This is a genomic window from Exiguobacterium sp. UBA3968 (assembly GCF_002385115.1).
Lineage (GTDB): Bacteria > Bacillota > Bacilli > Exiguobacteriales > Exiguobacteriaceae > Exiguobacterium_A.
In genome coordinates this window covers 25,591-39,935 of the sequence record NZ_DGCW01000005.1, presented here as the reverse complement: position 1 = coordinate 39,935, position 14,345 = coordinate 25,591, and the positions used below count along the sequence as shown (strand labels likewise).

General features: G+C 44.1%; 16 protein-coding genes. 8 read left to right on the top strand and 8 right to left on the bottom strand.

Features of this window, described 5'->3' with window-relative positions; all coding sequences use genetic code 11:
- Window positions 1-124: 124 nt before the first annotated feature.
- From hemG to B3S86_RS01905, 4 genes are all read right to left on the bottom strand, one after another.
- The gene (gene hemG, locus B3S86_RS01920) at window positions 125-1,534 is read right to left on the bottom strand and encodes a protoporphyrinogen oxidase (RefSeq protein WP_035409399.1); all 1,410 of its coding nucleotides are present in this window, start codon (window positions 1,532-1,534) and stop codon (window positions 125-127) included.
- The gene (hemH, locus tag B3S86_RS01915; RefSeq protein WP_023467355.1) at window positions 1,524-2,456 is read right to left on the bottom strand and encodes a ferrochelatase; all 933 of its coding nucleotides are present in this window, start codon (window positions 2,454-2,456) and stop codon (window positions 1,524-1,526) included. Before hemH ends, hemG begins: the two co-directional genes overlap by 11 nt.
- Complete coding sequence (hemE, locus tag B3S86_RS01910) at window positions 2,453-3,499, bottom strand: uroporphyrinogen decarboxylase (protein ID WP_035409400.1); 1,047 nt, start codon at window positions 3,497-3,499, stop codon at window positions 2,453-2,455. The genes hemH and hemE overlap by 4 nt, the downstream gene beginning before the upstream one ends.
- A 142-nt stretch (window positions 3,500-3,641) precedes the next feature.
- The gene (locus B3S86_RS01905) at window positions 3,642-3,944 is read right to left on the bottom strand and encodes a MerR family transcriptional regulator (protein WP_035409401.1); all 303 of its coding nucleotides are present in this window, start codon (window positions 3,942-3,944) and stop codon (window positions 3,642-3,644) included.
- Window positions 3,945-4,061: 117 nt separating this feature from the next.
- Here B3S86_RS01905 and B3S86_RS01900 point away from each other — a divergent pair, with 117 nt between their 5' ends.
- Entirely contained in the window at window positions 4,062-5,360 is a 1,299-nt protein-coding gene (locus B3S86_RS01900; RefSeq protein ID WP_035409402.1) for an ammonium transporter, read from the top strand.
- A gap of 62 nt (window positions 5,361-5,422) precedes the next feature.
- Here B3S86_RS01900 and B3S86_RS01895 read toward each other — a convergent pair whose 3' ends face one another.
- The gene (locus B3S86_RS01895; RefSeq protein WP_290748612.1) at window positions 5,423-6,559 is read right to left on the bottom strand and encodes an ABC transporter permease; all 1,137 of its coding nucleotides are present in this window, start codon (window positions 6,557-6,559) and stop codon (window positions 5,423-5,425) included.
- Window positions 6,556-7,290, bottom strand: a complete 735-nt coding sequence (locus tag B3S86_RS01890; RefSeq protein WP_035409404.1) for an ABC transporter ATP-binding protein — start codon at window positions 7,288-7,290, stop codon at window positions 6,556-6,558. Before B3S86_RS01890 ends, B3S86_RS01895 begins: the two co-directional genes overlap by 4 nt.
- 316 nt (window positions 7,291-7,606) lie before the next feature.
- Between B3S86_RS01890 and B3S86_RS01885 the strand changes: the two genes are divergently transcribed.
- On the top strand, window positions 7,607-7,855 hold the full coding sequence (locus tag B3S86_RS01885) for a GlsB/YeaQ/YmgE family stress response membrane protein (RefSeq protein WP_035409405.1): 249 nt from the start codon (window positions 7,607-7,609) through the stop codon (window positions 7,853-7,855).
- A 33-nt stretch (window positions 7,856-7,888) separates the two neighbouring features.
- Window positions 7,889-8,140, top strand: a complete 252-nt coding sequence (locus tag B3S86_RS01880) for a GlsB/YeaQ/YmgE family stress response membrane protein (RefSeq protein ID WP_023467348.1) — start codon at window positions 7,889-7,891, stop codon at window positions 8,138-8,140.
- A gap of 57 nt (window positions 8,141-8,197) precedes the next feature.
- Here B3S86_RS01880 and B3S86_RS01875 read toward each other — a convergent pair whose 3' ends face one another.
- Window positions 8,198-9,250: a TcaA second domain-containing protein gene (locus B3S86_RS01875; protein ID WP_035409406.1), complete on the bottom strand. Its 1,053-nt coding sequence runs from the start codon at window positions 9,248-9,250 to the stop codon at window positions 8,198-8,200.
- A gap of 130 nt (window positions 9,251-9,380) precedes the next feature.
- Between B3S86_RS01875 and B3S86_RS01870 the strand changes: the two genes are divergently transcribed.
- The 5 genes from B3S86_RS01870 to B3S86_RS01850 all read left to right on the top strand — a co-directional run bounded on the left by B3S86_RS01870 (window position 9,381) and on the right by B3S86_RS01850 (window position 13,127).
- Window positions 9,381-9,806 (top strand): HIT family protein, encoded by a 426-nt coding sequence (locus B3S86_RS01870; protein WP_290748603.1) that lies wholly within the window; start codon window positions 9,381-9,383, stop codon window positions 9,804-9,806.
- Window positions 9,807-9,920: 114 nt separating this feature from the next.
- Window positions 9,921-10,262 (top strand): hypothetical protein, encoded by a 342-nt coding sequence (locus tag B3S86_RS01865; protein WP_214856756.1) that lies wholly within the window; start codon window positions 9,921-9,923, stop codon window positions 10,260-10,262.
- Window positions 10,263-10,345: 83 nt separating this feature from the next.
- On the top strand, window positions 10,346-10,915 hold the full coding sequence (locus tag B3S86_RS01860; protein ID WP_035409411.1) for an HTH-type transcriptional regulator Hpr: 570 nt from the start codon (window positions 10,346-10,348) through the stop codon (window positions 10,913-10,915).
- A gap of 265 nt (window positions 10,916-11,180) precedes the next feature.
- Complete coding sequence (locus tag B3S86_RS01855) at window positions 11,181-12,095, top strand: peptidylprolyl isomerase (protein ID WP_035409413.1); 915 nt, start codon at window positions 11,181-11,183, stop codon at window positions 12,093-12,095.
- Between the two features lie 411 nt (window positions 12,096-12,506).
- Complete coding sequence (locus tag B3S86_RS01850; protein WP_052019077.1) at window positions 12,507-13,127, top strand: hypothetical protein; 621 nt, start codon at window positions 12,507-12,509, stop codon at window positions 13,125-13,127.
- Window positions 13,128-13,301: 174 nt separating this feature from the next.
- On the opposite strand, the gene namA is transcribed toward B3S86_RS01850, so the two are convergent.
- A complete protein-coding gene (gene namA / locus B3S86_RS01845) occupies window positions 13,302-14,333 on the bottom strand; it encodes an NADPH dehydrogenase NamA (RefSeq protein WP_035409415.1) in 1,032 nt (343 codons plus the stop codon).
- Window positions 14,334-14,345: the final 12 nt, after the last annotated feature.

Sequence of the window (14,345 nt, the reverse complement as noted above, 5' to 3'; positions counted from 1 at the left end):
TCCCGTTTCAACGGTATTGTTCGATTTTGGTCCCTTGTCTCCTATTCCCGTTTCCTTCCGCGTCATTCTTTTGAAGACAAAAAACCTTTTAAAGCACGAATGGCTTCAAAAAGGTTTAGGTCTTTCATGATTCTTGACATGGTTCCGGTTGTTGTAACGCCATTTGTTCAAGTGTCGCTTTGACACCTGCTACACAGTCTGGCAATCCAACACCATCATAAGCAAGTCCGGCTAAATGAATGTGTGGATAGTGCGAAGCGATGGTTTCTCGCACTTCTTGAATCCGCTGTGCATGCCCTACCGTGTAGGCCGGTAAGCCGTCTAATAGACGACTGATGACGACACGTTCCGGTTGCAACGGACGACCACAGATGGCTTCAAGATCTTCTAAGACGACCCGTTCAATCATTTCGTCTGATTCACGAACGAGTGCATCTTTTCCGGGACGACCGATGAAGGCACGAAGCACGGTATGATTCGGTGCTGCATGATTCCACTTTTGATCAATCGCCGTACACGCTGTAATCGAATACGGTGCCTGACGGTTGACGATGAAACCTGTTCCATCGATCGGCAACGCTGTTTCCTTATCGAAAATCAACGTGACTGTCGCCGTCGAGTGTGTCGAGAGGTTCGCAAGCCCAGGCAGCGTCGCTTCTGGTAACAGGGACACGACTTGGCGATGCGGAATCGTTAACAAAATATCATCGGCATACTCTGGACCATGATCCGTTTCGAGACGATACCGTCCATCTTCTTCCCGTTTAATCGAGCGAAGTGGTGTCTCAAGACGAATTTCTGTCCGTTCAAGCACCTCTTCTAGCCGCTCGACGAGAGACTCGAGTCCAGTAGCGAGCGATAAAAATTGACCTGTCGCTTTGAGCGTCGGACCTTGTTGTTGGTCAAGCGGACGCATGAGACGCATTCCTTCAAACAAACTTCCTGCCTTTTGTTCATTTGCAACAAATTGCGGGTAGGTCGCAAACGTACTCATCCGATCGATATCACCAGCATAAATGCCTGAAAGAAGCGGTTCGATCAGCTTCTCGACGAGCGCATCTCCAAGACGCGGACGCAAATACTCTCCTAGTGGGATATCTGTTTCTGGAATCGTCAAATCAGGAGCCGGGTGAAGCAATCGTTCTGACACTTCTGCTTTTTCTTCTTCCGTCAACAAAGAAGTCTCTGCAAATAACTCTAAATCCGTCGGGATACCCATGACGGCACCTTTTGGAATCGGGTGGAGACCTCGCGCATCCAATATATAGGCTTGCGACGTGTTATTACGAACGAGTTGCTCCCCTAATCCAATCTCTTCGATGAGATCCGTCAGTACGTGTTTTCGTGCTACATACGAATCTGGTCCCCGCTCGATCGTCAATCCTTCGTCCCGATATGTTGCCACCTTACCACCGAGACGACCTTCTGCCTCAAGTAACGTGATGTTCATTTCCGGAAACTGTTTCTCTGCATAATAGGCGGCCGCAAGTCCTGATATACCGCCGCCCACGATGACGAGACGTTTACTGGACATAACTACCCACCTGTTTCGCGACGGCTTCCGTGACAGCTTTCATGAAAGCAGGATCCGCGTTTGGCATGACAGGTCGCGCATAATGGATTCCGAGTTCGTCGCAGACGACTTTACACTCATAGTCATTATCGAATAATACTTCTAGATGGTCCGCAACGAAGCCGACTGGCACGTAAACGAACGCTTCGTATCCTTTTTCTTCGTAAACATCACGTGTCAGATCCTGAACATCAGGGCCGAGCCATGGCTCAGGTGTTTGTCCAGCTGATTGCCAACCTGTGATCATATGCGGTACACCGGCACGTTGTGCAATCAATTCGGCAGTTTCTTTCAATTGCTCTGGGTACGGATCGCCGTTTGCGATGATTTTCTCAGGCAGACTGTGCGCTGAAACGACGAGAACGGCTTTTTCTTCAGGAACTGGTAAAGCGTCGAACGTCTTGCGGATTTCTTTCCCCCACCAATCGAGAAATGCTTCTTCTTTGTACCACGATTCAACGGATGCGAGACGAATACCGTGCTGATCTGCGACTTCCTTCGCACGACCATTATATGAACGAATACTGAACGTCGAATAGTGCGGTGCTAAAACGACTGTGACCGCTTCTGTGATGCCGTCTTTTGCCATTTGCTCGACAGCATCCTCAACGAATGGCTCGATGTGCTTTAGACCAAGATAAAGCTTAAACTCGATTTCACCGGCATATTTCTCAGACAATTGACGGTGCAGCTCTTCTGCCTGGTCAATCGTGACTTGTGCGAGTGGTGAGACTCCACCAATGGCTTCGTAGCGTTCCGTCAACTCTGCCAATGCTTCTGGAGACGGTTTGCGTCCGCGGCGGATATGCGTATAATACCGCTCGATATCTTCAGGTTTATACGGCGTACCATACGCCATGACAAGTAATCCTAACGTCTTCATTTTTCTACCTCCATTTTTTCTTTCGAATAATCATGGATAAATGCAGTCAAACGTTTCAATACTTCTGGATCAACTTCCGGGAAGATACCGTGACCGAGGTTAAAGATGAACCCTGGTTGTTTCATTCCCATGTCGAGAATCTCCTTCGCTTTCGCTTCAAGGATATCCCATGGTGCTAACAGATAAGACGGATCGAGGTTCCCTTGGACGGGTTTCGTCAGCCCACGTTCACGTGCTTCATCGATCGATAAGCGCCAATCGAGTCCAACGACGTCTAACGGTAAGCTATGCCACTCTTCTGCCAAATGACTCGCCCCTACACCGAACATGATCATCGGCACGCCTGTATCTTTTAGTTCCGTGAAAATGCGTTCCATCGTCGGTTTGATGTAACGGACATAATCTTTCCGGCTTGTCGTTCCGACCCATGAATCAAAGATTTGGAACGCTTGAATCCCTGCATCTACTTGTGATTTGATGTAATCGATGACCATGTCACCTAGTTTCTCCATTAAGGCATGCCATACTTCAGGTTGTCCATACATCAATGCTTTCGTTTTATGGTATCCCTTTGAAGGTCCACCTTCAATCATATAGCTCGCAAGTGTAAATGGCGCCCCGGAAAAACCAATTAATGGCACTTCAAGTCGTTCCCGTAATAAACGAATTGTTTCATAAATGTACGGAATATCTTCACGGTTGAACGGTTGCAGTGCTTCGACATCTGCCATCGTGCGAATCGGATTCGCAATGACTGGACCGATGCCACTCTTGATTTCAACATCAACGCCCATCGACGGAAGTGGCGTCATGATATCTTTATATAGAATCGCTGCATCGACCCCTAGTTGTTTTACAGGTAGTTCTGTCACATATGCGCCTAGCTCCGAGTCATGTGTGATCTCGAAAAGCGTCCGTGTCTTCTTGATTTCACGATATTCCGCTTGATAACGACCTGCTTGTCGCATGTACCAGACGGGAACGTGATCAATCTGCTCGCCACGGATCGCCCGCAAAAACGTATCATTGAATTTCTTCATCATAACTACCCCTTTATACTCGTTCTAACGCCCCAAAAAACGTACGATAAGTTTGTGAACACAGAAACATTATATCTGAAATTAAGAAGTCTGTGCCAATAAATCGTTTACAAAATGACAGTTCTGTTACCAGTTCATGAAATGTTCACTGTTTCTTGTAAAGACCGAATGCAGCGTTTAACTGACCACGAATTAAGTCAGAACGTTGCTGTTCCGTTACCTTACGTTCTTTTTCTCGAATTTCGTGCGTGCGCCAACCATCCTCGATTTTTTCCGCGACTTCGACGAGTCGCTCGACATCCGTAAACGAATATTTTCGCGTCTTTCCATTTGTCCGTTCTGGAAAGATTAATTTCCGTTCTTCATAGTAACGAATCTGACGTTCTGACAAGCCGGTCAATTCACAGACGATTCCGATCGACATCACCTTTTTTTCGCGGTACTTCATCTTCGTCACTCCTTTCCACAAAAATACCATGTCAGATTTTCTGACACAATACGTTTCTTTGAAAGTATTTCCGTCTAAAGTAAACACATACTTTAAATGGATAAAGGAGGAACGACAATGAAACTGGAACAACTCGCAATTTCAGTCGATACGTTTTATGTCTTATTCGCAGCACTGCTCGTCTTTACGATGCAAATCGGATTCTTACTTCTGGAAACAGGGATGTTACGGGCAAAGAACGCGGGGCACGTCGCTGTTAAACAAATTATCAGCTTCTCAGTTGCCGCTCTCGCCTTTTGGGCTATCGGATTCGGATTGACGTTCGGTGATGGTAACTCCATTATCGGAACAGAAGGATTCTTCTTACATGGAGGATTCAGCAGCCTTGATTGGTCGAACATCACGATTGATGTAAAGTTCCTCTTCCAACTCTCGTTTGTCGCCGTCTCTCTCGCAATCGCTTGGGGCGGATTCGCAGAACGTGCTAAATTATCCGTTTACTTGTTGTTCGGAACGTTTTTCGTTGCTATCATCTATCCGATCATTGCTCGTTCCGTTTGGGCAGGTGGATTCCTTGGTTCGCTCGGAATGCAAGATTTCGCCGGGTCAACGGTCGTCCACTTACAAGGTGGGATTGCTGCACTTGTTGCTGCTTTACTGCTTAAGAAACGAATCGGTGCTGAAAAAACACCGTTGCTTGGACACAATGTCATTTATTCTGTCGTCGGTGCCTTCATCCTCTGGTTATGTTGGTTCGGCTTCAACGCTGGTTCGACATTAACGATTGCCGACGGATTCTTTAGTTACGTTGCTTTGACGACGTTACTCGCGACTGCAGCAGGTGCCCTCGGCGCTCTTGCCATCTCGTTCTGGCACCGTCGCGTCGCAGATATCCCTTCGATCATCAACGGTGTGTTAGCTGCACTCGTTGCCATCACAGCAGCCTGTGCCTTTGTGGAACCATGGGCAGCCGTCGTCATTGGTTTCCTTGCTGGTGTGATCACGTATGGAACGAGCATTCTTCTCGCAAGTCGCGTGGATGATCCACTTTGTGCCTTCTCCGTTCATGGCGTCGCTGGTATCTGGGGTACACTCGCAACTGGATTCTTCGCTTCACCACGACTCGTTGAAATCACAGGTATCGGACAAGCAGGACTCTTCTATGGAGGTGGCTTCACGCAACTCGGTGTTCAAGCTCTTGGTGTCGTCTTTGCTATCGTCATCGTCAGCGTCTTAAGTTATGCTTTCTTAAAAGTCCTCGACCTTACGATCGGACTTCGAATCACACGCGAAGATGAACTCCGTGGTCTTGACGTCGCGGAACATGGTCAAGCTTCTTACGATCTTCCTGCTCCTGTCAGCAAGGAATTGCATATGGTTGAAGAAGAAGATCTATCAAACGAACGTGTCAATTAATGGTTCATAACGAATAAGAGCCTATGCGATGAACATCCATCGCGTAGGCTCTTTCTTGTTTATTATTTTCGGGCATAGTATTCACCAATTACAAGTGCTATGGCTGCCCCACCAACGACATACATGGATCCACTTAAGAAGAATCCAAGTACCGTCAAAACGATGCATTGACTGATTGCTGCGAAGCGGATGATTTTCCGTTTAGCATGTACGGCATTCCCAAACGGCAGTAAGCGAGTCAACAGATGCTGATCGACTGCTTTCGTAAACGGCGCCAATTGAAAACTCGTCAGCCCACCAAATGCAGGAATCGCAAGTGCAACGAACCAAACGTTACCGCTCGCCAACCACATGAACACAGCCCCGATCAGTGTTAAACGAACAATCAATCCGATGCCGTCCCCACTCCGGATGAACTGTTTGACATACAAATAATCAAATGTCGTCTGGGCTTGGTACGGAAACCGCTCGACCATCTTACTTAAGAGACGACGGTGTTTATACGTTGCCGATAGATGTGGGACATCGACGAACCAGTTGGCTAGTCGATAAAAACGATCACGTGATTCTCGTTCGAGCGCAATCCATTCACGTAACGGGAGATGATCCTGACGCTTCAGATGAAGGACGATCATTAACAGCAAGGCAACGACGATCGACATCCACGCCATATCGATGATGACGAGTAGTGCTGCTCCAAATGCATACAATAACACTGTTCGATGTGCGATGCCTTCAAGTTTCGACAAATTCGCTGCCGCTCCGAATAGGGCAAGAGCTACGCCCATTAAGACAAGTTCAAACGGTGTCGTCTGTTCTGTCCGAACATAGAGAACAACGACTGCTAGAAACGGAATCACGGCACGAATGATACCAAAAATCGCATTATATGCGCGCACCTGTTGCATGAAACTGGATAACTTCGCTAACACGGGTAATAGAAACACTTGATCCGCCTCGACAAGAAACGTTCGACTTGTCCGGTAGAGCGGCAGAATCAGAAATAAGGCTGCCATGACGAATCGACCTGGAAATGATGGATCGAGTTGGTCGAGGAAACGACCGTAGACGACTAATGCGTATAAAATAACAAAGTAGACGGTGAATAATAGTCCACCATTCGCCATATATCGTGTATATTTCACTGTTTCCGTCATCGCCGCCTGATACCGTTCCTTCCATAAGGACTGGCTATTCATCGTTCTGCCTCCTCGATCGCAGCAACGTACAGATCATCCAGCGTTCCATCTTGTAGTCCATAGCGAGCTCGTAAAGCAGCCGTTGTCCCTTCCGCCGCAATATGTCCTTCATGTAAGAGAACGAATCGGTTGCAGTGGCGCTCGGCTGTCTCCAGGATATGCGTTGACATTAAAATTCCTTTACCGTCCTGCTTGAGTTCACTGAAAATCTGAAGCAACTCTCGGATTGCCAGTGGATCAAGTCCAACGAATGGTTCATCAACGATCAACAATTCACTCCCCGTGACAAGGGCGCACAAGATCATTGCTTTTTGTTTCATCCCTTTTGAGAAGACACTTGGAAACCACTCTAATTGTTTCGTCATCCGAAGACGTTCAGCATAATGATTTGCTCGTTCTATCGCTACTGCTTCTTCGACATCATATCCTTGTGCCATGAGGCGAAGGTGCTCCCGTAACGTTAGTTGTTCATATAACATCGGCTGTTCCGGAATATACGCGACTTGACGACGATACTCGGTTTCGTTCGTCGCTAAATCCAATCTATTGATTCGTACAGATCCCGTTTTGACCGGTAATAGACCGAGGATGTGTTTAATCGTCGTTGATTTCCCCGCACCATTTAAACCGATTAAACCAACGAGTTCCCCTTGATCCACTTCAATATTGATATCATGAAGGACTGTTTTAGATCCGTATCCTCCTGATAAACCCTTGATCTCTAATAACATGTTTGCCACTCCCTTTAAGCTCATCGTAAGGTAGATCTTCTTAGACTTTCTAGCTTCGTGCCTCATTTTTTAAAATATAATGTTTTAATACTTGTTTTTTCGGCAATTACTCTAAGTGTAATCGTTACATCAATATATGAAAACGATTTACATGCAAATCGAAAGTGAAAACGATGAATCGTTCATTTAATCTTTATCAAGTGGTCTAATCTTCTAGTCCTTTCAATGAATGAATGATTTCAATTTTTTCACTTTCACACGTGTTTATAACTGCCTGAAAACAGGTAAAACTAATATGTAGAGGAGTTGTTTAAAAATGGGATTCTTATGGGCATTAATCGTTGGTGGTCTCATCGGTTGGATCGCAAGTTTAATCATTGGAAAAGATGTACCGGGCGGCATCATCGGTAACATCATCGCTGGTTTCATCGGTTCGATGATTGGTCAAGCTATCTTTGGTTCAATGGGACCAGAAATTGGCGGATTTGCAGTCATTCCGGCTATTCTCGGGGCAGTCATTTTGATCTTCATCGTCTCACTTATTCTCCGGGCAGTACGCAAGTAATCATATATTTTAATCGAAAAGGAGTGTTTTGAAATGGGATTCTTATGGGCATTAATCGTTGGTGGTATTATTGGATGGTTAGCAAGTCTAATTTTAGGTAAAGACGTACCAGGCGGTATCATTGGTAACATCATCGCTGGTTTCGTTGGTGCATTGATCGGTCAAGCATTATTCGGAAATTGGGGTCCAATGGTTGCTGGATTCGCAATCGTACCTGCTTTACTCGGAGCTATCATTCTCATCCTCATTGTATCGTTCATTCTCCGTGCGGTGAATAAACGATAAACAAAAAATCCTCGGACATGATGTCCGAGGATTTTTTATGCGTTAGTTTTTTATACTTTAATCTTTTAATTGTAACCACATGCCATCTTCTCGCTCGACGACACGTTTTTCCACTCGTAAATTCAACCATTCGAACACGCCTTCGAGAAAGCTAGATGGATATTCCCAAACCGTACCGACGCGCTCTCGCTTCTTTCGTTCTGGTTTTCCAGCGACAGCTTCCAATTCATCCGGAGTTTTATTCAATCGGATTAATAACTCCTCCACCTGTCCCGACTGATAGGTCACTTCATATCCATCGTACCGTGCTCGATTCGCAACTGTCGAATCAGGCGTTCCGAACGCGTTCTCGAATGCATCGCGCGATTTCCCGAGATAGCTGGTCATCGTATCGATACTTTTTCCAGTCCGCGCTTTCACTTCCGTCTCAAGTAATGTTTTAATATCGACTGCATATTCGTTTGATACAGTCGTATTGAACTGATCAGCTAATTTAAAATCAACTGCCGTGTTTGGTTCATCACCGAGTTGAACTGTTTTTGAGTCCTGAACGGTCTGTCCTGATTGGTCGGCACTCACCTGGACATCATATTCTCCTGGAGAACGCTTGATTTCTAGTGATGTTCCATCCATCGTTCCAATGACTTCCCCGTCTAATGATACTTCTGTTTTAGGGACATCACTTGAAACGATCAATCGTTGTGGATTCAGATTGAGAGAATACCGGTCATACCAAAGCCATCCATCCTCTTTTTGTAACGTAAATAGATGTGCCTTTACTTGTTTACCAGAGTCTTGATCCTGTTTGACTTGTTTGATGACCCGATCTGTTCGTTCTGATTCAGTCGTCAACCAAGTAATGAGTCGTGTCGCCTCACTCATCGGTAATGGTTTATCGTTCATCGTGACTAGTTGTTGGAATCCACGCTGATCCTTTTCCTTCAATAGAGTAGCAAGCCGCTCGTCCGTTTTCTCCATTTTTGCCGCCTCTTGCATGTTGCGCCCAAACCAAAAGGCAACTAACAAAAACAGACAGGCGATGAAGGCGCTACCAATGAGTAAACGTCGTTTTCGTTTTTTCTGTGCCGTTGAGGCTATTCGTGATGCCATGCACTTCGCTCCTTTTTCTCCATTAGCTGTATGGTCTTAAGTGTATCGGGTTCAAGTTGACTGTCAATCGTGCGGAAGGCGGAAACTTTCCGTATACTAATATTATCTTACCCAAAGGAGTGACTGTTCCATGCAAAAAGAATCATGTATCTTCTGTAAAATCGCTCGCAAAGAAGTCCCTGGTCATATCGTATTTGAGAACGAAACCGTTCTCGCCTTCCTCGACTTGTCACAAGTGACGAAAGGACATACGCTCGTTATCCCAAAACAGCATGCCGATAATATGTATGATCTCTCGCCTGAACAGGCACAGGACGTGTTTGCGACGATTCCGCAAATCAGCCGTGCGCTTCAACAAGAGACAAATGCAGCTGGTATGAACCTTCTATCCAATACAGGAAAAGTAGCGGGTCAATCAGTCTCACACTTCCATTTGCATCTCATTCCTCGTCACGATAAGCAAGACGGATTCGGCGCGAAGTGGGAAGTCCATAACGACGAGTATACGGCAGAAGAATTGGCTGAGCTCGCAAATTCAATCGCTTCGCATATCTAAGGCTGTTCTTTTTCTTCTCTTCTTAGAAAAATATTGCCGAAATAGGTTTCTTTCATTCAATTTTCGGTAAAATAATATGAAACAAATATTTTAATATTAAAAAGGAGGTTTATCATGTCGAAGCGTCCCGCCCGTAACTGGGTCGCTTTTGGTGCTACGCTAACACTTGTGACTTTTTATGGTCTGAAGGCGCTTCGCCAAGGTACGAAAAGCGACTCTTCGAACGGTCATCAACGTCGAAATTCTTATTCTACAATCGTAACGAATGTGCAGGATTTGACCCACGAGGGCAAGAACTTAGTAGAGACAGCAAAAGCGTCTGGTATGCACTTCAAGGAAGAAGTCATGCAGAGCGTCTCGGAATACCAAACGGAAGTCCAAGCATCGCTCACGAAGATCCAGTCTCTCGCTGATGAGGCGAAACAGGAAGCAGACCAGCTTTCTCCACAAAAGTAAGATCCGTTGCTTCGATTTGTTTTTGTATAGTTTGCATTTTGCGCGTTTGAGCCATTGTCACCTTTCGAAAGGATGAGTCAGATATGGAACACGAAAAGTTATATCCTGGACAAGAAGCATTATTGTATAGCCATAAAATTGTCCAATTAAGCAAAGCACTATGGAAAACGGTAGAAAAAGATTGGCAAAATTGGATCAAGCCTTTTGATCTGAACATCAACGAACACCATATTTTATGGATTTCGCATGCCCTAGGTGGTGCCTCGATTTCTGAGATCGCGAAGTATGGTGTCATGCACGTCTCGACAGCATTCAACTTCTCGAAGAAGTTAGAGGACCGCGGATTGTTGACGTTCTCGAAAAAGGAAACCGATAAACGAAATACCTATGTCCAGTTGACACCGGCAGGCGAATCACTTTTACTCGAGACGATCCAAGCATTCCGTCCCGAAGAAAATGGCGTCTTCCGCGCATCACTTCCTCTTCAGGAATTGTACGGTAAGTTCCCAGAACTGACGGATATTTCTGCAATCGTGCGTCGTTTGTACGGAGACAGCTTCATGGACATCTTTGCCGAGACATCGAAGATGATCACGGAAGAAGCAGATCGCCGTCCGCAAGATCCTGTCATGGACTCGATAAAAAAAGCATAAGCATACTATCATCAAAAGCGTTTTAGCCTTCAGCTAGAATGCTTTTTTTAGGTCTTATTTCCTCATGACAGGGACATTACTACTATGTCTCAAGAGCGTTATTTCCCTCACAATTTCCCATAAAAATTATCCTCAACCGACTACCTGGATGTGATAGCATGGAAAAGAGCAAGTATCTCTTGGCATGACAAGATACAGCTGTCAACCAAACGAGAATATGATATGATAAAACGGTTGAAATAAATGGTAAATTAGGGGTGTATGTATGAAAAAGAAATTGCTAGGCGCAGCAGCAGTCGCAAGTGTATTTACGTTAGCAGCATGTGGATCAAATGACGAAGCCGTCATCAATTACAAAGGTGGCGAAGTCAACAAGGCTGACGTCCAAGATGAAGCATACGAAAAAGCTGGTGCTCAAATCGCCTTCCAGCAAACGATGAACAAATTGCTTGAAAAGAAATACGGTAAGGAAGTCACGGACAAAGAAGTCGAAGCAGAAGTCAAGAAAACAAAAGACCAGTTCCCGGATAAAGAGCAGTTCAGCTCAACACTGAAATCTGCTGGAATCAAGAACGAAAAAGAATTCGAAAAAGTACTTCGCACACAAATGCTCTTAACAGAAGCAAAATCTGCGAAATCCAAAGTAACAGATAAAGAAATCCAAGAGCGTTTCGATCAAGAAAAAGTCGAAGTCAAAGCAAGCCATATCCTTGTTGCGAAAGAGTCAGAAGCAAAAGACATCAAAAAGCAATTGGATAAAGGCGCAGACTTCGCGAAACTTGCAAAAGAAAAATCAACAGATACAGGTAGCGGTGCAAAAGGTGGAGACCTCGGGTACTTCACAAAAGGTAAGATGGTCAAGGAATTCGAAGATTACGCGTTCAAGGATGGCGTTGAAGGTAAAATCTCCGATCCGATCAAAACACAATTCGGCTATCACATCATTAAAGTAGTCGATCGTAAAGAGAAGAAAAACTTCACGCTCGATAAAGAAAAAGCACGTATTAAAAAAGCACTTGCTGAAGAGAAAGCAGCACAAGTCAACCCGAACGATATTTATCGTTCACTCATGAAAGAATACAATGTCAAAGTCGAAAACAAAGACTTCAAAGACGCTTTCGATCTAGACAAACAAGAACAACAACAAATGCAACAACAAATGATGCAACAACAGCAGTAATCAAAAAAGAAGCATTTGTATCAATATACTCTCCATAAGATGTACAGGTTAAAGAATTAATCTGTACATTTTGTGGAGAGCTTTTTCAGATTAAGGCATTCACATTTCAATAATTAGTACTGTTTTTTATAGAGCCTTAGTACCCATGTTCGCAATTTGTATATTTATTCGTTAAATATCTAGATTAGTTATACATTTTTAACTTAATAATATTTAATTTAAATGTATTAACTTTAAGAACAAGATTATTTGAAATTAAAAATATTAATTTAAAGATAAAAATAAGAAATTAGTAATTTTATCTTAAAAAGATAAAATTAAGAAAAATACCAACTAAAACTATAGGAATAGTTTTTTTGATATGATAAATTATGTAAGAGTCATAAACTTACATAAAAAAGGAGTCTTATCATGAAATTTGTAAAAGTTCTTAGTGTTTTATCTTTAGGTAGTATTTTATCTGCTTCACTAGTGGGAAACGTAGACGCAACTTCAAAGCAAACTGCATTATCACAGCAGCAAAAAAATGCATATTATGAGCAATACTTATTAACAGTAAAAAAAATTAATAAAAGTACTTCTACTTCTCTTTTAGAAGTAGCTCCAAAAAAATCTTTTAAAGAAAGCGATTGGATTACACCAAAACGTTTTAAAGAAATTGCCGAAAAGCGTATTAATGCTAAATTTGAACAATCTAATAATGTCTCAATGAAAATGTCTGCTGATACTGCTAAAAAAACAAAAACCATTAAATCAAATGGAATTTCAGTAAATATAGCAATAACTGGTGATTTTAATACAGAGTATAGATCATCTGCTAAGCGACAAGTTTTTTCAGGTATAAACTCAATTCGCTCTACTGATACTTCTTCAAAGGGAACTTGGAAACAAACTGGGTACACAGCAAATTTAATTGATGCAGCTAAAACTTATGATATTACTGTTGGAGGAAAATATACTCAAAATGGTCTTACTTCTTCACATAATATCTCAGTTGAGTTTTATTGCAGTACAACTGGTGGAGTAAGTTAAAATAGAATTCCAATACAACAAACCCTCATTTTTTTGAAATGAGGGTTTGTTGTATTGGAAAACATAGATGATAAAAAAACTAATTTTGCGGCTTTTTTATAGTGAACAAAAACTATAATAGAAGTTCCCTAAACTATACTTTCTTTTAATTCGCTCCCTTAAAAAATGATTACTTTAGCGAACCGTCCGAATCGGTGCCCGTTCGTATTGTTTCGGCAAGGCAACCGTATCCCCTAGTTCGGCTGCCGCATGATAGACCCAGTATGGTTGGCGAAGTAGTTCACGTGCGAGCAGGACGATATCTGCTCGACCGTTACAGACGATCTCTTCTGCATGAGCAGCTGTCGTAATCAATCCAACCGCTCCCGTGGCGATACCTGTCTCTCGTTTCAACTCTTCCGCATAGCTGACTTGATAGCCCGGATACACTTCAGGTACCGCATTGGCGACGACAGCACCAGAACTACAATCGAGTAGATCGATGTTACGTGCAGCTAGTTCTTTCGCAAGTGGAATATAATCCGTCGCCGTCATTCCCCCTGTTGCGTGATCCGCTGCTGAAATCCGGACCCAAATCGAGAGCTGTGAGACTGCTTGAATTCCATCAATGATTTCTAACAACAAGCGCATCCGATTTTCAGTCGATCCGCCGTACTGGTCTTCTCGAATATTGGATAACGGAGAGAGGAACGTGTTCAATAAATAACCATGTGCGCCATGGATTTCAATGAAGTCATATCCTGCTCGTTCCGCTCTTAATGCTGCATCGATGAACTGTTGTTTGATTGTCGCGATTTCATCAAGTGTCAATGCATGTGGATGCATATACGTATCATCAAACGGTAAAGCGCTCGGTGCGACGGGTGGTTCTGCCGTCGTGCTTTTACGCCCGGCATGGGCCAGTTGGATCCCCGCTTTTGCGCCCGCTGCTTTGACTTGCTCTGCGATTCGTTGTAATCCTTCAATATGTGCATCTGACCAGATCCCAAGGTCCCCAGCTGAAATGCGACCGTCTGGCGTGACAGCACTCGCTTCTAAAATGACACCACCAACGCCTCCCATTGCACGGGTTGCATAGTGTGTGACGTGCCAATCCGTAACGAGTCCATCTTCTTTTGCACTGTACATGCACATTGGCGCCATAATGACCCGATTGCGGAACGTCAACGTTCCGAGTTGAACCGTATCAAACAACTTCGTCTTCATCTTTCTTCCCCC